Origin of the sequence: Massilia haematophila, assembly GCF_042647645.1 — a bacterium.
Taxonomy (GTDB): Bacteria; Pseudomonadota; Gammaproteobacteria; order Burkholderiales; family Burkholderiaceae_D; genus Telluria; species Telluria haematophila.
The window spans coordinates 2,732,865-2,755,038 of sequence record NZ_JBHRVV010000001.1 but is presented as its reverse complement, the minus strand read 5'-3'; the positions used below and the strand labels follow the sequence as shown (position 1 = coordinate 2,755,038).

Here is a 22,174-nt window from a genome sequence, read left to right as displayed (position 1 = left end):
GCATTTAACCACGACGGTCACGCCGCGCGCGGCCGTCCCGCCTGGAGCCCTGGATGACCTTTACCGAATCGATCGAGCAATGCTTCAAGAAATACGCCACCTTTGATGGAACCGCTTCGCGTTCCGAGTACTGGTGGTTCTTTCTGTTTATTGTCGTCGGCAACTTCGGCCTCAGCCTGATCAGCGATGGCCTGTCGATGCTGTTCTCGATCGCCACGCTCATCCCGAACATCGCCGCCGCTACCCGCCGCCTGCATGACACCGACCGCAGCGGCTGGTGGCAGCTGATCTGGTTCGTCCCCATCGTTGGCTGGATCATCCTGATCGTGTTCCTGGCCCAGGAGCCGCGTCCGAACCGCTACGGCGTCGTCAGCCGCGTCATCGCCTGAAAGGAAATGAGACGATGGTGCCCACGATGCGACGGCCCCGGCCGTTCGCATCGTGGGCACCCGTGCACCCGATTTGCGTCTAACCAGTAGAATGGGCCCACTTTTGAACAGAAGGGGGTTTCATGAAACGGACAGCATTGATCGCGGGCGTGACCGGCATCGGCGGTAATCATCTCGCACGCGAACTGCTTGCCAATGGCTGGGAGGTGGTCGGCCTGTCGCGCCGCGCGCCGAAGGACTTGCCGGGCGTGCGCCACGTCGCAGCCGACTTGATGGACCCTGCCGCCCTCGGCCGCGCGTTGGCGGACCTTGCGCCGACCCACGTCTTCATCACCACCTGGATGCGCCAGGACACCGAAGCCGAGAACATCCGCGTCAACGCCGCGCTGGTGCGCAACCTGCTGGACGCGCTGTCGCTGCAGAAGAGCGTGCGCCACGTCGCCCTGGTCACCGGCCTGAAGCACTACCTCGGCCCCTTCGAGGCCTATGCCAGCTCGGGCACGCTGCCCGACACGCCGCTGCGCGAAAGCCAGCCGCGCCTGCCGCTGGAGAATTTCTATTACGCCCAGGAAGACGAGGTCTACGCCGCCGCCGAACGCGACCGCTTCACCTGGTCGATCCACCGCCCGCACACCATCATCGGCCTGGCGGTCGGCAATGCCATGAACCTGGGCACCACGCTGGCCGTCTACGCCAGCATCTGCAAGGAGACCGGGCGCCCGTTCCAGTTCCCCGGCTCGGAGGCGCAGTGGAAAGGCTTGTCCGACGTGACCGATGCGCGCATGCTGGCCAAGCAGCTGGCCTGGGCCGCCGATACCGACGCGGCGAAAAACGAGGCCTTCAACATCGTCAACGGCGACGTGTTCCGCTGGAGCTGGCTGTGGCCGAAACTGGCCGACTGGTTCGGCGTGGAGGCGGCCGGCTACAACGGGCAGGTCCAGCCGCTGGAGGCCGCGATGGGCAACGACCACGCGCTCTGGCGCGAGATCGCCACCCGCCACGACCTGGCCGAGCCCGACCTCGACCGCCTGGCCTCGGCCTGGCACACGGATCTCGACCTCGGCCGTCCGCTCGAAGTCATGACCGACATGGCCAACAGCCGCCGTCTCGGCTTCAGCGCTTACCAGGCCACCGACGACTCCTTCTTCGACCTGTTCGCGCGCCTGCGCGCCGAGCGGCTGATTCCATAAGCGGAGCCTGACGGGGAGGCCGGCCGTGGACATCGCCCGCACTCCGATGCACATCGTGCTGGTGACGATCGGCTCGGCCGGCGACCTGTTTCCCTTCCTGCGCATGGCGCTGGCGCTGCGCGCGGCCGGGCACCGCGTCAGCTTCCTCGGGCCGGAGCAGCACGGCCCCTTCGTCGATGCCGCCGGCCTGCCTTTCCACGGCCTGCCGGCGGACGAGGCGGTGCTCGACCATCCCGACCTGTGGCATCCGACCCGCGGCCTGGCCGTGGTCTGGCGCGCGACGCGTCCGGCCATGGCGCGCGTGCCGGCCTTTGTCGAGGCGTTGCCGGCAGGGGAGAAGTGCACCATGCTGGTCCACCCGCTGGCCTTGCCCGAGGCCGACCTGTGCCGCGCCACGCGGCCCGGCCTGCGCATCGCCGCCGCCTATCTCGCGCCGTCCAACCTGCCGACCGTGCACGACCCCTTGATGCTGGGCCCCTGGCGCGTGCCGCGCTGGGTGCCGCACGGCTTGCGGCGCCGGCTGTGGCGCGGCATCGGCGCGCGCCTGCTGGACCCGGTGGCGCTGCCCGACGTGAACGCGGCGCGCCGCCGGGCCGGCCTGGCGCCGGTCGCGTCCCTGGTCGACTACATTCCGGGGGTGGCCGACCTGTCGATCGCGCTGTTTCCCGAGTGGTTCGCGCCGACCCAGCCGGACTGGCCGCAGCCGCTGGTGCGCAGCAGCTTCCCGCTGTACGACCCGGACCCGGACGCGCCCTTGTCCGAGGAGTTGCGTCACTTCCTGCGCCAGGGCGGGCGCCCGCTGGCGTTCACGCCCGGCACCGGCAACCGCCAGGCGCGCAGCTATTTCGAACACGCGGCCGAGGCGGCGCGCCTGCTCGGCGAGCGCGCCGTGTTCCTGACGCCGCACCGCGACCAGCTGCCGGACCCCTTGCCGCGCCACGTCCTGTGGCAGGACTACGTGCCGCTGCGCGCCTTGTTGCCGCAGGTGTCGGTGCTGGTGCACCACGGCGGCATCGGCACCACGGCCGAAGCCCTGCAGGCGGGCACGCCGCAACTGGTGGTGCCGCTCGCGCACGACCAGTTCGACAACGGCGCGCGGGTCGAGGCGCTCGGCGTGGGGCACAGCCTGCCGGCGACCCGCGTCAGCTCTAGGCGCCTGGTGCGCTGCCTGGGCAAGCTGCTCGACGACGAGCACCTGCGCGGGCATTGCCGGGCTGTGGCGCAGAACTTCGGAAGTGATCCCGGCATGGACGCGGTGGTGACGGCGCTGGAAACCTTGTCCACCGCGCTGTCCACCCGACGGGTGTATTGACCGCGCCCTGGTAGGGTGGGTTCTCGAACCCACGCGGTCTCACCGGCGGCGCAGCGGCGATCTCGCACGACGCCCTCGGCGCGCGTGCTCATCGGTTGCATGCATGCGTCCACGCAGCGCATGTGCCGTACCGCGTGGGTTCGAGAACCCACCCTACGAAAGCGGTGCGTGTGTTACCGCACCGTCTTCCCCGGCCGGGCACGCTTTAATGACGATAACGAAGGAAACAGGAACAACGATGCGCCGAAAAACCGAGGACAACCCGAGCAAACCGGCACAGGGCGGCCAGGGCCGCCCCGGCTACGTGCGCGTGCGCGGGGCGCGCGAACACAACCTGAAGAACGTCGAACTCGAGATCCCGCGCGACGCCCTGGTCGTGTTCACCGGCGTCTCCGGCTCGGGCAAGTCCTCGCTCGCCTTCGGAACCCTGTACGCGGAAGCCCAGCGGCGCTACCTGGAATCGGTCTCGCCCTACGCGCGCCGCCTGTTCCACCAGATGCCGGTGCCGGAAGTCGACGAGATCGACGGCCTGCCGCCGGCGGTCGCCCTGCAGCAGCAGCGCGGCTCGCCGACCACGCGCTCCTCGGTCGGCAGCGTGAGCACCCTGTCGAACTCGTTGCGCATGCTGTATTCGCGCGCCGGTGACTATCCGCCGGGCCAGGAGCTGCTCTACGCCGAATCCTTCTCGCCGAACACCCCCGAAGGCGCCTGTCCCGAGTGCTCGGGCCTGGGCCGCGTGTACGAGGTCACCGAGCAGTCGATGGTGCCGGACGATACGCTCACCATCCGCGAGCGCGCCGTGGCCGCCTGGCCGCCGGCCTGGCACGGCCAGAACCTGCGCGACATCCTGGTCACCATGGGTTTCGACGTCGACACGCCCTGGCGCGACCTGCCGAAGAAGGACCGCGACTGGATCCTGTTCACCGACGAAACGCCCACCGTCCCGGTGTACGCCGGCCTCACGCCCGAGGAAACGAAGCAGGCCCTGAAGCGCAAGGACACGCCGAGCTACCAGGGCACCTTCACCGGCGCGAAGCGCTACGTGCTGCAGACCTTCGCCAACACCGAAAGCGCCTCGATGAAGAAGCGCGTGGCGCGCTACATGGTCAGTGCCGAGTGCCCGCTGTGCCGCGGCAAGCGCCTGCGCCAGGAAGCATTGTCGGTCACCTTCGCCGGCGTCGACATCGCCGACATCTCGCGCATGCCGCTGGCGCGCCTGCACAGTCTCCTGCAGCCCTATGCCAGCGGCGATGCCGCCGCGCATTTGCCACACCTTGCGCGCCAGGCGAAGCTGCATCCCGAGCAGCTGATCGTCACGCGCCGCATCGCCGAGGACCTGGTCGCGCGCCTCGACGTGCTCCTCGCCCTGGGGCTGGGCTACCTGGCGCTGGAGCGCAGCACGCCGACGCTCTCGCCCGGCGAACTGCAACGCCTGCGCCTGGCGACCCAGGTGCGCTCGAACCTGTTCGGCGTGGTCTACGTGCTCGACGAACCTTCGGCCGGCCTGCACCCGGCCGATACCGAAGCCCTGCTCACGGCGCTGGACCAGTTGAAAGCCTCGGGCAATTCGCTGTTCGTGGTCGAGCATGCGCTGGACGTGATCCGCTGCGCCGACTGGATCGTCGACGTCGGCCCGGCCGCCGGCGAGCGCGGCGGCGAAGTGCTCTACAGCGGCCCGCCGCAAGGGCTGAAGAAGGTCGAGGCCTCGCAGACGCGCCGTTACCTGTTCGACACGGCGGCGCCCGAAGCGCGCACGCGACGCGCGCCGGCCGCCTGGCTGCGCCTGGCAGGCGTGACCCGCAACAACCTCGATAAACTGGACGTCGACTTCCCGCTCGGCGTGCTCACGGCCGTGACCGGCGTCTCCGGTTCGGGCAAGTCGAGCCTGGTCAGCCAGGTGCTGGTCGAGCTGGTGGCGCAGGCGCTGGGGCAGGGCGCGCCCGCAGCGGAAGTCGAGGAAGGCGACGAGCTGGAGCAGGAAGCGGCGCTGCCGCTCGAAGGCCGCATCGTCGCCGGCATGGACGCCGTGCGGCGCATGGTGCGGGTCGACCAGAAGCCGATCGGGCGCACGCCGCGCTCGAACCTGGCCACCTATACCGGCCTGTTCGACCAGGTGCGCAAACTCTTCGCCGCAACCAAGACGGCCAAGGCGCGGCGCTACGACGCCGGCCGCTTTTCCTTCAACGTCGCCAAGGGCCGCTGCGAGAACTGCGCCGGCGAGGGCTCGGTCATGGTCGAGCTGCTGTTCCTGCCCAGCGTGTATGCGCCTTGCCCGGTCTGCAACGGCGCACGCTACAACGCGAAGACGCTGGAAGTGACCTACAAGGACCGCAACATCGCCGAGGTGCTGGGCATGACGGTGGACGCGGCATTTGACTTCTTCGCCGGCGAGCCGCTGGTCGAGCGCTCGCTGGAAGTCTTGCGCGAGGTCGGGCTGGGCTACCTGCGCCTGGGCCAGCCGGCCACGGAATTGTCCGGCGGCGAGGCGCAGCGCATCAAGCTGGCCACCGAGCTGCAGCGCACCGGGCGCGGCAACACTTTATATGTGCTGGACGAGCCGACCACCGGCCTGCACCCGTCCGACGTCGACCGCCTGATCGTCCAGCTCCAGCGCCTGGTCGATGCCGGCAACACGGTGGTGGTGGTCGAGCACACCATGCGCGTGGTTGCCGCCTGCGACTGGGTGATCGACATCGGGCCCGGCGCCGGCGACGAGGGCGGGACCGTGGTCGCGGCCGGTCCGCCCGAGCAGGTCGCACGGAACCGGACCAGCCGGACCGCGCCTTACCTGCGACCCTATTTACAGTTGTAAGTACAATCGCAAAGGATGAGCCCGCGCACGCTTGAGCCGACCAACAATTTCACAATTGCGTTAAACTTAGGATATTTTTCTTAAGATAATCGCAACGAATGACCGGCTCCTCCATCGATAATTCCCAGTTTCGCCGCATCCTGACACGCAATGTCGCGCTGCCCCTCGGCCTGAGCGTGCTGAGTGCCGGCGTGTTCGTTGCGATCATCGCCTACCTGATCAATGTGCTCAATTGGGTCGAGCATTCGCAGCGCGTGATCGGCAGCGCCACCGAAGTCAGCAAGCTGGTATCCGAAATGGAAACCGGCATGCGCGGCTACCTGATCGCCGGCGACGAAAGCTTCCTCGGTCCCTATGTGGTCTCCAAGCCCAAGGTCGAGGCCGAACTGGACGGGCTCATCAAGCTGGTCGACGACAACCCGGCCCAGGCCGACCGCCTGACGCGGGTGCGGCGCGCCCACGCCGAATGGGTCAAGTACACCGAAGAGATGATCGAGCGCCGCCGCACGGGGCAGGACGTGACCGAGTCTGTCAAGAGCGGCCGCGGCAAGATCCTGACCGACGACATGCGCGGCCAGTTCAATGCCTTCATTGTCAACGAAACCGCCGTGCTGCAGGAGCGCAACGAGGACGCGCGTTCGGTGACGACCTGGTCGGTCGGCTTCTACTTGCTGTTCACCCTGATCGTGGGCGGCACCCTGGCCGCCTTCGGCCGCCGCGAACTGGTGCGCCTGTCGGATTCGTACACGGAAGTGCTGGAGAACGAAGCCGAGCACAACGCCGAGCTGCGCCACCAGGGCTGGCTGCGCAGCGGCCAGGCCGAGCTGGCGGCGAAGAGCGCCGGCCTGCACACCCTCGAGGGCCTGGCCCCGGCGGTGCTCGACCAGGTGGTGCGCTACCTCGGCGGCTCCGTCGCCGCCATGTATGTGCGCAGCGACGACGGCGTGCTGCGCCGCATCGGCGCTTACGGCTTCTCGAACGAGGAGGAGCGCGCGAAGATCATCGCGCCGGGCGCCTCGCTGGCCAGCCAGGCGGCCAACGAGAACCGCCTGCTGACGATCAAGGAACTGCCGGAAGACTACATCAAGGTCGCATCGAGCCTGGGCGAAACCGCCCCGCGCGAAGTGGTGATCGCGCCGTTCGCGAACTTCGGCAAGGTCAAGGGCGTGCTCGAGATCGGCTTCCTGCACGGCGTGCGCGAGCGCGACATCGAGTTCCTGAAGCTGATCGGCGACGCCGTCGGCTCCTCGGTCGCGGCCGTGGTCTACCGCCAGCGCCTGCAGGACGCGCTGTCCGAAACCCAGGCCCTGAACGAGGAACTGCAGGTCCAGCAGGAAGAGCTGCGCACCGCCAACGAGGAACTGGAAGAACAGTCGCGCGCGCTGGAAGAATCGCAGACCAGCCTGGAAAACCAGCAGGCGGAACTGGAGCAGACCAACGACCAGCTGGCCGAACAGGCCCTGAACCTGGACATGAAGAACGCGGCCCTGACCGAGGCCCAGGAACAGCTGCGCGCGCGCGCCCTGGAACTGGAACGCGCCAGCCGCTACAAGTCCGAATTCCTGGCCAACATGTCGCACGAGCTGCGCACGCCGCTGAACAGCTCGCTGATCCTGGCGAAACTGCTGTCCGACAACGTGCCTGGCAACCTGAACGAGGAGCAGGTCCGTTTTGCCCAGACCATCTATTCGGCCGGCAACGACCTGCTGCACCTGATCAACGACATCCTCGATATTTCGAAAGTCGAGGCCGGCAAGCTCGAACTGCTGCCGGAAGACCTGCCGCTGCGCCGCACCGTCGAGGGCCTGGGCCGCACCTTCGAACCGCTGGCCAAGCAGAAGAACCTCTCCTTCAGCCTGACGGTCGAGCCGAACGTGCCCGCCACCATCCACACCGACCGCCAGCGCCTCGAGCAGGTGCTGAAGAACCTGCTGTCGAACGCGGTCAAGTTCACCGAGCAGGGCGCGGTCAGCCTGCACGTGGGCGCGACCGACGAGGGCTGGGTCCAGTTCAGCGTCAGCGACTCCGGCATCGGCATCGCGCCCGAACAGCAGGAACGCATCTTCGAGGCCTTCCACCAGGCCGACGGCACCACCAGCCGCCGCTTCGGCGGCACCGGCCTGGGCCTGTCGATCTCGCGCGACCTGACCGGACTCCTGGGCGGCACCCTGGTGGTGGCGAGCACACCGGGCGAGGGCAGCACCTTCACCCTGAGCCTGCCGAAGAGCGGCGCGGTCTCGGCCACGCCGCCGCCGCCGCGCAACGAGCCGCAACTGCCGCGTGCCCCCCGGCCGAGCATTCCGGTGCCGCCGCCGGCGGCCGCCCCGGCCTCCGACGAAGCGGCCTCCGCGCGCTTCCCGGACGACCGCGAGCAGAGCGGCGAGGGCGTGCGCACCGTGCTGGTGGTCGAGGACGAGCCCGACTTCGCGCGCATCCTGTACGACCTGGCGCACGATCTCGACTACCGCTGCCTGGTGGCGCTGACCGCCGGCGAGGGCCTGGAGCTGGCCGCGTCGCAAAGCCCGGACGCGATCCTGCTCGACATCCGCCTGCCGGACGGTTCCGGCCTGTCGGTGCTGCAGCAATTGAAGGACAATCCGGCCACCCGCCACATCCCGGTGCACGTGGTGTCGAGCATGGACAACGGCGGCGAGGCTCTGCACCTGGGCGCGATCGGCTATGCCCTGAAACCGACCACGCGCGAGCAGCTCGAGCAGGTGTTCCGCAAGCTGCAGGAAAAATCGGCGCAGCAGATCAAGCGCGTGCTGCTGGTCGAGGACGACGAGCGCCAGCGCGACAGCGTGGTGCAGCTGATCGCCGACGAGGACGTGCGGATCGCCGCGGTCGGCTCGGGCGAGGAAGCGCTGGCCCTGCTGCACGACCAGATCTTCGACTGCATGATCATCGACCTGAAGCTGCCCGACATGCAGGGCAACGAGCTGCTGCAACGCATGTCGCAGGAAGAGCTGTGCTCCTTCCCGCCGGTGATCGTCTACACCGGCCGCAACCTGACGCGCGACGAGGAAGCCGAGCTGATGAAGTATTCGCGCTCGATCATCATCAAGGGCGCGCGCTCGCCCGAGCGCCTGCTCGACGAGGTGACCCTGTTCCTGCACAAGGTCGAATCCCAGCTCTCGACCGAGCGCCAGCACATGCTGAAAGCCGTGCGCGGACGCGACCGTGTGTTCGAAGGGCGTACAATCCTGCTGGTCGACGACGACGTGCGCAACGTGTTCGCGCTGACTTCCGCGCTCGAACAGCGCGGCGCCAACGTCGTGGTCGGACGCAATGGCTTCGAGGCCATCTCGAAGCTCGACGAGGAGCCGGGCATCGACCTGGTGCTGATGGACGTGATGATGCCGGGCATGGATGGCCTGGAAGCGACGCGCCGCATCCGTGCGGACGGCCGCTTCGAGCGCCTGCCGATCATCGCCATCACCGCCAAGGCGATGAAGGATGACCAGGAGCAATGCCTGGCCGCCGGCGCCAACGATTACCTGGCCAAGCCGATCGACCTGGCCCGCCTGTACTCGCTGCTGCGGGTCTGGATGCCCACGATGGAGCGCGTTTGAAGAATCGTCCGGACGACATCGACATCGAACTGCGGATGCTGGTTGAGGCGGTCTACCTCAAGTACAACTACGACTTCCGCGACTACACTGGCGCCTCGCAGAAGCGCCGCGTGCTGGTGGCCATGCGCGAAATGGAATGCGCCACCGTGTCGGAACTGCAGGCCAGGGTGCTGCACCAGCCCGAGGCGTTCTCGCGGCTGCTGCAATACCTGACCATTCCCGTCACCGAGATGTTCCGCGACCCGGAGTATTTCGCGGCGATCCGCAGCCAGGTCGTGCCGCACCTGCGCACCTATCCTTCGCTGAAGGTCTGGGTGGCCGGCTGCAGCACCGGCGAGGAAGTGTATTCGCTGGCCATCCTGCTGCACGAGGAGGGCCTGCTCGAGCGCACCACGATCTATGCGACCGACATCAACCCGGAATCGCTGGACGCGGCGCGGCGCGGCGTGTTCCCGCTCGACCGGATGCGCCTGTTCACCGAGAATTACCAGAAATCGGGCGGGCGGCGCGCCTTTTCCGATTACTATACGGCGGCCTATGGCGGTGCATTGTTCGAGCGCGCCCTGGTCGAGAACGTGACCTTTGCCGACCATTCGCTGTCTACCGACAGCGTGTTCTCGGAAACCCATTTCATCAGTTGCCGCAACGTGATGATCTACTTTAACCGGCGCCTGCAGGACCGCGTGCTGGGCCTGTTCCACGAGTCGCTGTGCCACCGCGGCTTCCTCGGCCTGGGCAGCAAGGAGAGCATCGACTTCTCCACCTACGCGGGCCGCTTCGAGCCGCTGGCGCGGCGCGAGCGCCTGTTCCGCAAGGCGGCCGAATGATGGCAGCCGCGGACAGGTTCGGCCCGGTCCTGGCCGGGCGGCGGATCGAGGCGCTGGTGATCGGCGCCTCGGCCGGCGGCGTCGACGCGCTGGTCGAGCTGCTGCCGGCGCTGCCGGCCGCCTCGAAGCTGGCGACGGTCTGCATCCTGCACGTGCCGAGCGACCGCGAAAGCCGCCTGGCCGAGCTGTTCGACGCGCGCCTGGCGCTGCCAGTGCGCGAGGCGATGGACAAGGAGCCGGTGGAGCCGGGCACCGTGTATTTCGCCGGCGCCGGTTACCACCTGTCGATCGAACAGGGTCATGTATTTTCACTCAGCTGCGAGCCGCCGGTGCACTATGCGCGCCCGGCCATCGACGTGCTGATGGAGTCGGCCGCCGACGCCTACGGCCCGGCCCTGGCCGGCATCCTGCTCACCGGCGCCAATGCCGACGGCGCCGAGGGCATGCAAAGGATCAGGCAGCGCGGCGGCCTGACCGTGGTGCAGGACCCGGGCGAAGCGCAGGCCGCCACCATGCCCGCGCAGGCGATCCGCCTGAGCGCGCCGCACCTGGTCCTGCCGCTGGCCGACATCCGGGCCTTGCTGCCCCTGCTGGAGATAACAACATCATGAGCGTCCAAGAGCCAAGCAAACTGTTAATCGTCGACGACCTGCCGGACAACCTGCGCGCCCTCGACGCCCTGATCCGCGACGAGCGCCGCCTCGTATTCCATGCCCACTCGGGCGAGGAGGCGCTGGCGCTGCTGCTGGAGCACGAGTTCGCGCTGGCCATCCTGGACGTGCAGATGCCGGGCATGGACGGCTTCGAGCTGGCCGAGCTGATGCGTGCTACCTCCCGCACCCGCCATATCCCGATCGTGTTCGTCTCGGCCGCCGGGCGCGAGCTGAACTACGCCTTCAAGGGTTACGAAACGGGCGCCGTCGACTTCCTCTACAAGCCGCTCGACCCGGATGCGGTGCGCGGCAAGGTCAACGTCTTCGTCGCGCTCGACCAGCAGCGCCGCGAGACCCAGCGCCAGGTCGAGGCGCTCGAGCGCAGCCGGCGCGAGCAGGAACTGCTGGTGCAGGAGCTGAACGCGACCCAGGCCGAGCTGCAGCGCTCGCTGCGCATGCGCGACGAGTTCATGTCGCTCGTCGCCCACGAGCTGCGCACGCCCTTGAACACGCTGTTCCTGGAAACCCAGATGCGCACCCTGCACCTGAAGCGCGGCAACCTGCAGGCCTTCAACGCCGAGCAGATGGGGGCGATGATCAAGCGCGACGAACGCCAGATCAAGGCCATGATCCGCCTGATCGACGACATGCTCGACGTCAGCCGCATGAAGAACGGCACGCTGTCGGTGCGCCCGGCCCAGGTCGAGCTGATGGGCATGCTCGAGCGGGTGGTGGCCGACCTGTCGCTGCAGGCCGCGGCCAGCGGCTGCGCCATCACGCTGGCGCCGCACGGGCCGGTGTCCGGGCACTGGGACGAATTCCGCATCGAGCAGGTGATCGTCAACCTGCTGACGAATGCCCTGCGCTACGGCGGCGGCTGCAACGTGGAGGTCAGCGTGCACGTCGAGGGCGGCTGCGCCAGCATCGACGTCGCCGACCAGGGCAAGGGCATCTCGCCCGAGGACATCGAGCGCATTTTCCAGCCCTTCGAGCGCGGCACCCGCAACGGCGAGCCGAAGGGCCTGGGCCTGGGCCTGTACATCTCGCGCCAGCTGGCGACGGCCCACGGCGGCGAACTGACGGTGCGCAGCACCCCCGGCCAGGGCTCGACGTTCAGGCTGTCGCTGCCCTGCAACGAGGTGGTTTCCTGCACCGAGGTCACGGCCTAGGGAAGGGCCCCATTCGGGCGGTGGTTGCAAAGACCGCCCATTTCCCTCACACTGACTGGTCTCTTGCGAGACCGACATCCTGTCCATGCAGGTCCTGTCACCTCTGCACGATAGCTAAAATTAATCGAAGGCATCCGATCAATTAATTTTACAAAGCATCAGCAAGAGTCTACACTCTCTTTTATCAACTTTTGACCCACCAACAGGAGATTCCATGTCCCTTATCAATACCGAGATCAAGCCGTTCAAGGCAACCGCTTACCACAACGGCAAGTTCATCGATCTGACCGAAGAGCAGTTCAAAGGCACCTGGTCCGTCCTGATGTTCTACCCGGCCGACTTCACCTTCGTCTGCCCGACCGAACTGGAAGACCTGGCTGACTTCCAGCCGGAATTCGAAAAGATGGGCGTCAAGGTCTACGGCGTGTCGACCGACACCCACTTCGCCCACAAGGCATGGCACGACACCTCGGACGCCATCAAGAAGGTCAACTACCCGCTGATCGGCGACCCGACCGGCACCCTGGCACGTAACTTCGAAGTCATGATCGAAGAAGAAGGCCTGGCACTGCGCGGCACCTTCGTGATCAATCCGGAAGGCCAGATCAAAGTGATGGAAGTGCACGACAACGGCATCGGCCGCGACGCTTCGGAACTGATGCGCAAAGTCAAGGCTGCCCAGTACGTGGCCGCTCACCCGGGCCAAGTCTGCCCGGCCAAGTGGACCGAAGGCGCCGAGACCCTGACCCCGTCGCTCGATCTCGTCGGCAAAATCTAAGGTGGCGGTGGACCTCGATAAACCTACTGCGCGTCGGATTGGCGTCCTGCGCCGCCAAGGCGATAGCCCGCTGTACTTCCGTACAGCTGCGCTTCTCGAACGCCACTCCTTCCGCTCGCTACGGTTTCTCGAGGTCCCGATAAGCCAACTAGTAGCACAGTAAGACCCAAGTAATACCTTAGCAATACCTCGTAGTACGGACACTCGCTCACCTGCGGGTGTCCATCACTGAATAAAAGGAATAACCATGCTCGAAGCAACCCTCAAGAAGCAGTTACAAGCCTATTTGGAAAAAGTGGTGCAGCCGATTGAGATCGTTGCGTCGCTTGATGACTCGCCGAAAGCGCGGGAAATGGAAGAACTGCTCAAGGAAATCACTTCCCTGAGCGACAAGATTACTTATCGCGATGGCGGCAGTGCGACCCGCAAGCCGTCCTTCGCCATCAACCGGGTCGGCACCGACATCGGCATCGAATTCGCGGCGATCCCGCTGGGTCACGAATTCACCTCGCTGGTGCTGGCCCTGCTGCAAGTCGGCGGACACCCGATCAAGTTCGATGCGCCTGTCATCGACCAGATCAAGAACCTGAAGGGCGACTTCGTCTTCGAAGCCTTCATCTCGCTGTCCTGCCATAACTGCCCGGAAGTGGTGCAGGCGCTGAATTCGATGTCCATCATCAATCCGCGCATCAAGGTCACGACCATCGACGGCGGCCTGTTCAAGGATGAAGTCGAGTCGCGCCAGATCCTGGCGGTGCCGATGATGTTCCTGAACGGCGAGCACTTTGGCCAGGGCCGCATGAGCGTCGAGGAAATCCTCGCCAAGCTGGACACCGGCGCCGGCGCCGCCAAGGCAGCCGAGCTGAGCCAGAAAGACCCGTTCGACGTGCTGATCGTCGGCGGCGGTCCTGCCGGCGCGGCCGCGGCGATCTACTCGTCGCGCAAAGGCATCCGTACCGGCGTCATTGCCGACCGTTTCGGCGGCCAGGTGATGGATACCCTGGCGATCGAGAACTTTGTCTCGGTCAAGGAAACCGAAGGGCCGAAGTTCGCGGTGGCGCTGGAAGAGCACGTCAAGCACTACGACGTCGACATCATGAACCTGCAGCGCGCCGCCAAGCTGGAAAAGAACGAGGATGCGAAGCTGTTCGAAGTGACGACCGAGTCCGGCGCCGTGCTGAAGGCCAAGTCGGTGATCATCTCGACCGGCGCCCGCTGGCGCGAAATCAACGTGCCGGGCGAGAAAGAGTACAAGAACCACGGCGTGGCCTACTGCCCGCACTGCGACGGCCCGCTGTTCAAGGGCAAACGCGTGTCGGTGATCGGCGGCGGTAACTCGGGCGTGGAAGCGGCAATCGACCTGGCCGGCATCGTCGAGCACGTGACCCTGATCGAATACGGCGCGGAACTGCGCGCCGACGCGGTCCTGCAGCGCAAGCTCTACAGCCTGAAGAACGTGAACGTGATCAAGAGCGCCCAAACCACGGAAATCCATGGCGACGGCAAGAAGGTGACGGCCCTGTCGTACAAGGACCGCAACAGCGGCGAGATCCACCGCGTCGAACTGGCCGGCGTCTTCGTCCAGATCGGCCTGGTCCCGAACGCCGAATGGCTCAAGGGCACGCTCGAGCTGTCGCCGTACGGCGAGATCGAAGTCGACGTGCGCGGCGAAACCTCGATCCCGGGCGTGTTCGCGGCCGGCGACGTGACCACCGTGCCGTTCAAGCAGATCGTCATCGCCGTGGGCGAGGGCGCCAAGGCTTCCCTGGCATCCTTCGACTACCTGATGCGCCTGCCGACGGAAGAGACCGAGGCGCTGGACGCCAAGGCAGCGTAAGACGGTGCGGCCCGCGGGCCGCATGCATGAAAGTGAAAACGCCATCCCGACATTGTCGCGATGGCGTTTTTCGTAGGGTGGGCACTCGTGCCCACGCGGTACGGCGCTTGCTATGTGTCGGCAATTGAAAACAACGGTGACACATCGCCGGGCTGCGCCTCGTGCCGCGTGGTTTCAACCCGTGAGACCGCGTGGGCACAAGTGCCCACCCTACGAAAACCAAGCGCGACATACAAAAAGCGCCATGCCACGTCAGTGGTACGGCGCTTCCCTTATCGTGCGCGGCTTCAGGCCGCGGCTACAGTAGAATGGGCTATCGAACTTGCCTCGCAGGCAAGTATTCGGCCCGAAATCAGTGGAACATCATCAGTGCCGCGCCTTGCAGGGCGTTGGTCTCGTACAGGAGCCAGGCGGCGGCGCTGGCGAGGGCAAGTTGCAGTGCGGTCAGGGTGGTGGGGATTGAGCGCATCATGATCGTTCTCCGGGGCGGTGTGTCGTTCGTTGTTTTCGTTGTGTACAGTGCCATCTTAGACACACTTGCGCTTTCCGGACATCGGCGCGGACTCCGCCGTTGTGTAGGAAAAAGCCTTGTCCCCCTGTCTCAACATGAGCGGGCACGGGCGAACGGCGGCGCCGACAGCGGCGCTCCTACATCTTTCATGGCTTGTCTCCTATAGCCGGGTTCGCGCGCGCGACCTAGAGTAGGGCCATCATGACCCGACACGAACCCAAACTCCTCCATAACGGCCTCCTCGCGGTGCGCCGTAATTCCATCCGCAAGCTGCTGCGCTCCGTGTTTGGCATACAACACCTGCGCGAAGGGCAGCAACGCGTGATCGACAGCGTCCTGGACGGCAAGGATACGCTGGCGATCATGCCCACCGGCGGCGGCAAGTCGCTGTGCTACCAGATCCCGGCCCGCATGCTGGGCGGCACCACCGTCGTGGTCTCGCCCCTGATCTCGCTGATGAAGGACCAGCTCGGCAAGCTCGAGGAGCTCGGCGTGCGCGCCTGCCAGGTCAACAGCAGCCTGAATGCGGAAGAAGAGCACCAGGCGCTGGAGTCGATCAGTGGCGGCACCTGCGAAATCGTGTTCTGCACCCCCGAGCGCCTGGCTTCGCCGGAGTTCATCGCCATCTTGAAGGGCGCCAACGTGAGCCTGGTCGCCATCGACGAGGCCCATTGCATCTCGCAATGGGGCCACGACTTCCGCCCGGCCTACATCGAGATGGCGGCGGCGATCGCGGCCATCGGCAGCCCGACCGTGCTGGCGCTGACCGCCACCGCCACCGACGAGGTGATCGAGGACATCGGCCGTCAGCTGAACCGGACGCGCATGAAGGTCATCAATACCGGCATCTACCGGGCCAACCTGCACTACAGCGTGCTGCAGGTAACGAGCCTGGACGAGAAGTTCGCCGAGGCGCGCCGTCTGGTGGCCGAGACCGAGGGCGTCGGCATCGTCTATGCCGCCACCGTCAAGGCGGCCGAGGAAATGCACCGCATCCTGGAAGAGGCGGGCGAGTCGGTGACGATCTACCACGGCAAGTTGCCGGCCGCCGAGCGCCGCGCCAACCAGGACCTGTTCATGAACGACGAGCGGCGCGTGATGGTCGCGACGAATGCCTTCGGCATGGGCATCGACAAGCCCGACACGCGCTTCGTGGTCCACCTGCAGATCCCGGCCAACCTCGAATCCTATTACCAGGAGTCGGGACGGGCCGGGCGCGACGGCGGGGACGCCAAGTGCACGCTGCTGTTCCTGCAAGACGACAAGCGCGTCCAGCAGTTCTTTCTGGTGAAGCATTACCCCGACGCGGCGGAGATCCGCTCGGTCTACGAGGCCGCCAGGGAACTGGCCGAGGAGGGGCCGGTGACCAGCGAGCGCATCGAGGACAAGCTCGGCGACCTGAACGAAGCCAAGGTCAAGGTCTGCCTCAAGCTGCTGAAAGACGCCAAGCTGGTGCGCCAGAACCGCAAGCTCGAATTTGTCCTGACCAACGCCGAACCGAAGGCGGTCACCTTCGAGCAGCTGGCCGAGGTCTACGTGCAGAAGCAGGAACACGACCGCGAGGCACTGGAGAAGATGGTGAGTTACGCGGTGAGCGGCTTCTGCCGCTGGAAGCTGCTGCTCGACTACTTCGGCGACGAGGTCGAGGGCTTCGAGAAGTGCTGCCGCTGCGACAACTGCCTGAACCCGCCGGCGCTGGCGCTGGAAGACATCGAGATCCGCGACGACGAGTTCGACCACGAGCCCGAACCGGAACCGGCCGGCCCGCAGTTCGACACCGGCATGCGTGTGAAGGTGGCGAAGTACGGGGAGGGCGTCGTGACCAGCGTGGCCGGCGACCAGGTCGGCATCGATTTCCCGGACGGCGAGCACCGCAGTTTCATGGCAGACTTTGTCTCACCTGCATAACGCGAAAGGACCGTATGGGCGACATGGTAGTGGTGCGCAAGGAAGGCCTGTACTGCGTCCCTGGCCAGTTCTATATCGACCCCTGGCGGCCGGTGGACAGGGCCGTGATCACGCACGCGCACGGCGACCACGCGCGCTACGGCCACGGACGCTACCTGACGGCCGCGCCCGGCGTGCACGTGCTGCGCTCGCGCCTGGGCGAGATCACCGTCGACGGGCTGGAATATGGCGAGCGCATCGTCCACAACGGCGTCACGATCTCGCTGCACCCGGCCGGCCACGTGCTGGGTTCAGCCCAGGTACGCATGGAATGCGGCGGCGAAGTCTGGGTCGCCTCGGGCGACTACAAGGTCGAGCCCGATAAAACCTGTGCGCCCTTCGAACCGGTGCCCTGCCATACCTTCATCACCGAATCGACCTTCGGGCTGCCGATCTACCGCTGGGAGCCAGAACAGAGCATTTTCGACGACATCAACCGCTGGTGGCGCAAGAACGCCGACGAGGGGCGCTGCAGCGTGATCTTCGGCTACTCCTTCGGCAAGGCCCAGCGCATCCTGTCCGGGCTCGATCCCGCGATCGGCCCCATCGTCTGCCACGGCGCGGTCGAACCGCTGAACCGGGTCTACCGCGAGGGCGGCATCGCCCTGCCGCCGACGCTGATGGTGAGCGACGTGAGCAAGGCGGACTTTAAGCGTGCGATCGTGGTCGCGCCGCCGTCCGCCTCCGGCTCGCCCTGGATGAAGCGCTTCGGCGACTACAGCGACGCCTTTGCCAGCGGCTGGATGCAGTTGCGCGGGGCGCGCCGGCGGCGCGGGGTCGACCGCGGCTTCGTGCTGTCCGACCATGCCGACTGGCCCGGCCTGATGTCGGCCATCGGCGCCACCGGCGCCGGGCGCATCATCGTCACCCACGGCTCGATTCCGGTGCTGGTGCGCTGGCTGTGCCAGCAGGGGCTGGATGCGGCCGGCTTCGACACGGAGTATGGCGACGACGATGACGACGTCGCGATCCCGCCGCAGCCGGCCGAGGAATCTGTCCAAGGACAGGAGGCAAAGGAAGCAAAGGAGGCGAGCGATGCGTGAATTCGCCCGCCTGTACGCCGAACTCGACGAAACCACCGCCACCAACCGCAAGCTCGAAGCCCTGCAGCAGTACTTCTCGACCGCGGCCCCCGAAAACGCCGCCTGGGCGGTCTACTTCCTGGCCGGCGGCAAGCCGCGCCAGGCCGTGCCGACGAAGCTGCTGCGCCAGTACGCCATCGAATACGCGGTGCTCGACGAGTGGTTGTTCGACGAGTCGTACAACGCGGTCGGCGACCTGGCCGAGACCATCGCCCACATCCTGCCGCCGCCGGAAAAGCGCAGCGACGTCGGCCTGGCCGTCTGGATGGAGGAGCGCATCGGTCCCTTGCGCGGCGCCGACCCGGGCGCCATCCGCGAAGCCCTGTTCAGCTACTGGAACGAGCTCGACTGGCGCGAGCGCTTCCTGTTCTGCAAACTGATCGGCGGGGGCTTTCGCGTCGGCGTCTCGAAACTCCTGGTGACGCGCGCGCTGGCGCACATCGCGGCGGTGGACAGCAAGCTGATCGCCCAGCGCCTGATGGGCTGGACCGACGGCAGCGTGCGGCCCACGGCGCCACGCTTCCTGCAACTGATCGCCGCGCAGAGCGACGAGGAGCACAAGCTGCGCGGCGGCCAGCCGTACCCCTTCTTCCTGGCCCACCAGCTGCAGGGCGAGCCGGCGGCGCTGGGCGACCTGGCCGACTGGCAGGTCGAGTGGAAGTACGATTATCGCTGCTATTTAAAAATGGCTCACTGGAATGTGTTATCCGAGGTAAGATTAGGTGTCTCAACAATGACGTAAGGATCTTGTGGCTTCGAGTATCTTGGAACAGGCAGACACAGCGCGCTACACGGGGCGTTACGAACTGTTCTTCACGCGATTGGTGTCGTCCGATACAACGGGCATAGGCAATCCAGTGTCGCCTTTCGACCGTCAGTTGCAATTGGTGGAGGGCATGCCATTCTTCGTGACAACCGACGGCAAATATCCGTTGGACGACCTGAACGCGTTCTTCAGGTACTTACCAAGTGACGGCTGCCACTCCCCTAGAACTTGGCTGGCGTACGCGAGGGACATCGACGCGTTCCTCACCTTCCTGCACGACGTGTACGAGGTCCATTGGTTGGACGCCGATAACAGGCATCTCACTCATTATCGGCAGATTCGGCGTGGGGACGACGCTGAAAAGCACAATACGAAGATCAGCGGTTCGTCGTGGAACCGTGCTCTGGCAGCACTTGAACGGCTTTATCGGTTCGCAGTAGAAGAAGGCTGGATCGACCGAACCCCGTTTCGATACCGGGACACAGTAGTACGGACCAGCCACAGTGGTGCACCGGCCGGTGTGAGGCGTAACCGACTCCGGGATCCTGAACACGCGAGCGGCGACACGATACGTTGCATCACTCTTGAACAATACCGAATTTTCCGGGATGTGGGGCTCCGGGGTCTGCTTCCTGATGGCACACAGGAACCCGGCGTGGAACGACGGCACTCCATTCGTGATGCGTTGTTCGCTGACATGCTGATAGAAACTGGTCTTCGGGTCACTGAAGCGGCAGGGCAACTCACTTGGGAAGTCCCGGAGCTGGCGCCGCACCGCGCAAATAGCGGCAGCGTTGAATGTGCCCTTGCGCCTGCCCTGGCAAAGGGCCGCAAGTCCCGGAAGGTTCGAGTACATGCTCGGCTGCTACGAAGACTCCACGAGTACATCGAGATTGAACGTGCCAATGTGATTTCGGAGCAAAACGAGACGCCGGATGCCATACGCGTATCGCGCGTTTCCGTAACGGAGTTCGTCTATGAAGGAGCAAAGAAGAGAAGTAAGTTCGCCGAGGTTTCCCTTGGCGCTCGCCGACGCTTTGTTGAGCGTCATAAAGACGGGTCCGTTCAGCCCGTCGCACTTTGGCTTGGAGAGCACGGCTCCATGTTATCGCCCGAGCGCTGGCGCGATATCTTTGCAGCTGCCTCTAAACGCTGTACAGACATGGGTTATCCGATGGACGTGTCACCACATACGTTACGGCACACCTTCGCGGTAAACATGCTCGAAAAGCTCATCCGAGCGATGCTTGCGACGACCGACCATAACGAACTAAAGAGCGCGCCAGGAGCTCGAGCCTACAGGCGACTGATCGGTGACCCATTGCGACAACTGCAACGAATGCTTGGTCATCGTTCGATCACGACCACGTATCGCTACCTGACACATCTTGACGAAGCAGTTGAAATTGCTCTGAAGGCACATGACGCTCTGCAGAGCGAACTCCATCCCAATGAGCTAGAGGTCGCATGAGCCGCCATAACTTTAAGTCCATAGCGCCGACGGCGGATGCGTCGAAGACTTCGCAGATCGGCTTATTGAGGTTCGCGGTGTCCACCTTGTCGGGCAAGGCAGAAATGGACTTCACAGCACTCCGCGGAACGCGCCTGGAGCGGGACATAGTGCTGGCTTTTAGCAAAACGCTCGAAGGGCTGCGTGTCATGGCTGGCCAGGCGAATCGTACCAACCGGGACCTTCTGGGATTTCTGAAAGATCTGGCAGAGCGGGACCCAGATGTCGTCAGGACGGAGGACCTCACTGCAAGGATCTTTGATGACTGGGTTCTGCGAACGATGCCTCAAGGGCCAGCTTCTGGGTGGTCGGCGTACGATACCTGCATGGACGTCTTCCGCGTGCTTAAAGAGTTGCCCGAGCATGCGCTAAACGGGCCCGCCAAGGAGCGATTGGGATATATCCATCCGCAGGGCAGTCCAACCCGTACCCCGAGGGACAGCTACTCCCCACATGTGGTCGATCAGCTGGTAGTTGCATGCCGCGAAAGAATCCCAAAGATAGTCGCGCGACTGGCGGTCGAAGCAGAGCAACTGCTGTCCTCTGGCACTGACCCGCGGGGGCGCGACATCGAGGCGTGGTGCCAACCGGCGAATCAGGCTTGGCTTGCGAACGAGATCGGTCCCCTGCCGTCCACTTACCTTGCCCAAGGTATGAGGACGTCGTTACGAGAGCGGGGAGCGGAGTCGCTGACATCGGTAAACACGAGGATCTTCCCAACTCCCATTGATCTCACCCCGTTCTTTATCCTGATCGCACTTGAGACCGGCTGGACACCCGCCGAAATCATGGAGCTTCATGTCGACTGCCGAAGCAACATCACTCGAAATCATGTGACGCTTACAACGACAAAGTACCGGGCGGGGCATAAGCGGCACAGTGAACGGTTCAGGGCAAATGGATACTTCAGTGCAGGCGGCCTAGTTGCAAAGGTCATCGCAATTACCGAACGCGTGCGACGATTCACTCAACTACCGTTCCTTTTCGTTGCGGCATCTGGTCCAAGAGTACATCAGGTTCGTTTTCGTGCCCAAGTAAAAGAGGCGTTAGGGACATTCTGCGCGGAGATCGGGCTTGCGGGCGACGACGGCACGCTTCTCACGACTTTAGAGCCAGCGCGTCTTCGTAAATCCCACAAGGAGCGCTGGTATAAGACTACTAGCGGGCAAATCGACAGGTTCGCACGTCAGGACCACAGCCGGGCCGTAGCAGCTGCGAATTACGGAAACATTCCCGCGCTTGCTGAGACCCACGACTCAACAATTGAAGACGCGCAGCGTGCGGCGATGCAGGCTGTACTGCAACCTCGAGTCGCGGTATCGACAACTGCGGAAGGGATTGCCGAAGAAGCTGGGCTGGACGTCTCAGACGCCAAAGAACTGGCGACAGGCGCGCGTGATATGTGGGTGTCCGGATGTCTGGACTTGCACACATCGCCCTTTGGCAAGAAGGGGGAGACCTGTACATCGCGACCCGGAATATGCCTTGAGTGCAACAACGCTGTGGTCCTTGAGCGACATCTGCCCAAAATCTTAGCGTACCGGACTTGGCTTGAAAACGAGCGGGAGACCATGGGTGACGCCGAATGGAACCACTTGCACGGCATGGGCTACTTGAATATTGAACGTGTCATCTTGCCGAGATTTCCCGAGCCGATGATCACGCAAGCGCAAGCGGTTGCTAACGCTGATCACGACGTCCCTATCCTGCCTCCGGCAATCATCTTGAATGGGATGGTGTAATGCCTGAGCGCGCGCGTACGAAGCCCAAGATCCAAGGCCACCCAAACCAACGAGTCCCCGACAACGCGCTTGTGTTC

General features: G+C 65.0%; 14 protein-coding genes and 1 pseudogene. All 15 read left to right on the top strand.

The annotated features are described in order from the left end of the window. Positions 1-53 precede the first annotated feature (53 nt). The 15 genes and pseudogenes from ACFOPH_RS12280 (at position 54) to ACFOPH_RS12210 (ending at position 22,097) form a co-directional block, all read left to right on the top strand. The gene (locus ACFOPH_RS12280; protein ID WP_312551400.1) at positions 54-389 is read left to right on the top strand and encodes a DUF805 domain-containing protein; all 336 of its coding nucleotides are present in this window, start codon (positions 54-56) and stop codon (positions 387-389) included. A 122-nt stretch (positions 390-511) separates the two neighbouring features. Further along, positions 512-1,579, top strand: a complete 1,068-nt coding sequence (locus ACFOPH_RS12275) for an SDR family oxidoreductase (protein ID WP_379735509.1) — start codon at positions 512-514, stop codon at positions 1,577-1,579. A 25-nt stretch (positions 1,580-1,604) separates the two neighbouring features. Then, positions 1,605-2,891 carry a glycosyltransferase gene (locus ACFOPH_RS12270; RefSeq protein ID WP_379735507.1) on the top strand — a complete coding sequence of 429 codons (1,287 nt, stop codon included), beginning with the start codon at positions 1,605-1,607 and terminating at the stop codon, positions 2,889-2,891. Positions 2,892-3,129: 238 nt separating this feature from the next. Then, positions 3,130-5,703, top strand: coding sequence for an excinuclease ABC subunit UvrA (uvrA, locus tag ACFOPH_RS12265; protein ID WP_379735505.1), 2,574 nt, complete (start codon positions 3,130-3,132; stop codon positions 5,701-5,703). Positions 5,704-5,801: 98 nt separating this feature from the next. Continuing rightward, positions 5,802-9,275 (top strand): response regulator, encoded by a 3,474-nt coding sequence (locus ACFOPH_RS12260; RefSeq protein WP_312549529.1) that lies wholly within the window; start codon positions 5,802-5,804, stop codon positions 9,273-9,275. 35 nt (positions 9,276-9,310) lie between these two features. Further along, a complete protein-coding gene (locus tag ACFOPH_RS12255) occupies positions 9,311-10,102 on the top strand; it encodes a CheR family methyltransferase (protein WP_312549554.1) in 792 nt (263 codons plus the stop codon). Then, a complete protein-coding gene (locus ACFOPH_RS12250; RefSeq protein ID WP_379735503.1) occupies positions 10,099-10,713 on the top strand; it encodes a chemotaxis protein CheB in 615 nt (204 codons plus the stop codon). The genes ACFOPH_RS12255 and ACFOPH_RS12250 overlap by 4 nt, the downstream gene beginning before the upstream one ends. Then, the gene (locus ACFOPH_RS12245) at positions 10,710-11,924 is read left to right on the top strand and encodes a hybrid sensor histidine kinase/response regulator (RefSeq protein ID WP_312549531.1); all 1,215 of its coding nucleotides are present in this window, start codon (positions 10,710-10,712) and stop codon (positions 11,922-11,924) included. Before ACFOPH_RS12250 ends, ACFOPH_RS12245 begins: the two co-directional genes overlap by 4 nt. Positions 11,925-12,138: 214 nt before the next feature. Continuing rightward, on the top strand, positions 12,139-12,702 hold the full coding sequence (gene ahpC / locus ACFOPH_RS12240) for an alkyl hydroperoxide reductase subunit C (RefSeq protein ID WP_312549532.1): 564 nt from the start codon (positions 12,139-12,141) through the stop codon (positions 12,700-12,702). Between the two features lie 247 nt (positions 12,703-12,949). Next, a complete protein-coding gene (ahpF, locus tag ACFOPH_RS12235; RefSeq protein ID WP_312549533.1) occupies positions 12,950-14,539 on the top strand; it encodes an alkyl hydroperoxide reductase subunit F in 1,590 nt (529 codons plus the stop codon). 712 nt (positions 14,540-15,251) lie between these two features. Then, positions 15,252-16,958, top strand: coding sequence for a RecQ family ATP-dependent DNA helicase (locus tag ACFOPH_RS12230; RefSeq protein ID WP_379735500.1), 1,707 nt, complete (start codon positions 15,252-15,254; stop codon positions 16,956-16,958). Positions 16,959-16,972: 14 nt separating this feature from the next. Then, positions 16,973-18,040, top strand: coding sequence for a ligase-associated DNA damage response exonuclease (locus ACFOPH_RS12225; RefSeq protein WP_379735498.1), 1,068 nt, complete (start codon positions 16,973-16,975; stop codon positions 18,038-18,040). Continuing rightward, positions 18,033-18,746: pseudogene (locus tag ACFOPH_RS12220) on the top strand (ATP-dependent DNA ligase); the annotation flags it as partial. The gene ACFOPH_RS12225 and the pseudogene ACFOPH_RS12220, both read left to right, overlap by 8 nt. 97 nt (positions 18,747-18,843) lie before the next feature. Beyond that, a complete protein-coding gene (locus tag ACFOPH_RS12215) occupies positions 18,844-20,316 on the top strand; it encodes a tyrosine-type recombinase/integrase (RefSeq protein ID WP_379735496.1) in 1,473 nt (490 codons plus the stop codon). Then, complete coding sequence (locus ACFOPH_RS12210; protein ID WP_312487932.1) at positions 20,313-22,097, top strand: hypothetical protein; 1,785 nt, start codon at positions 20,313-20,315, stop codon at positions 22,095-22,097. Before ACFOPH_RS12215 ends, ACFOPH_RS12210 begins: the two co-directional genes overlap by 4 nt. The last annotated feature ends 77 nt before the right edge of the window (positions 22,098-22,174 follow it).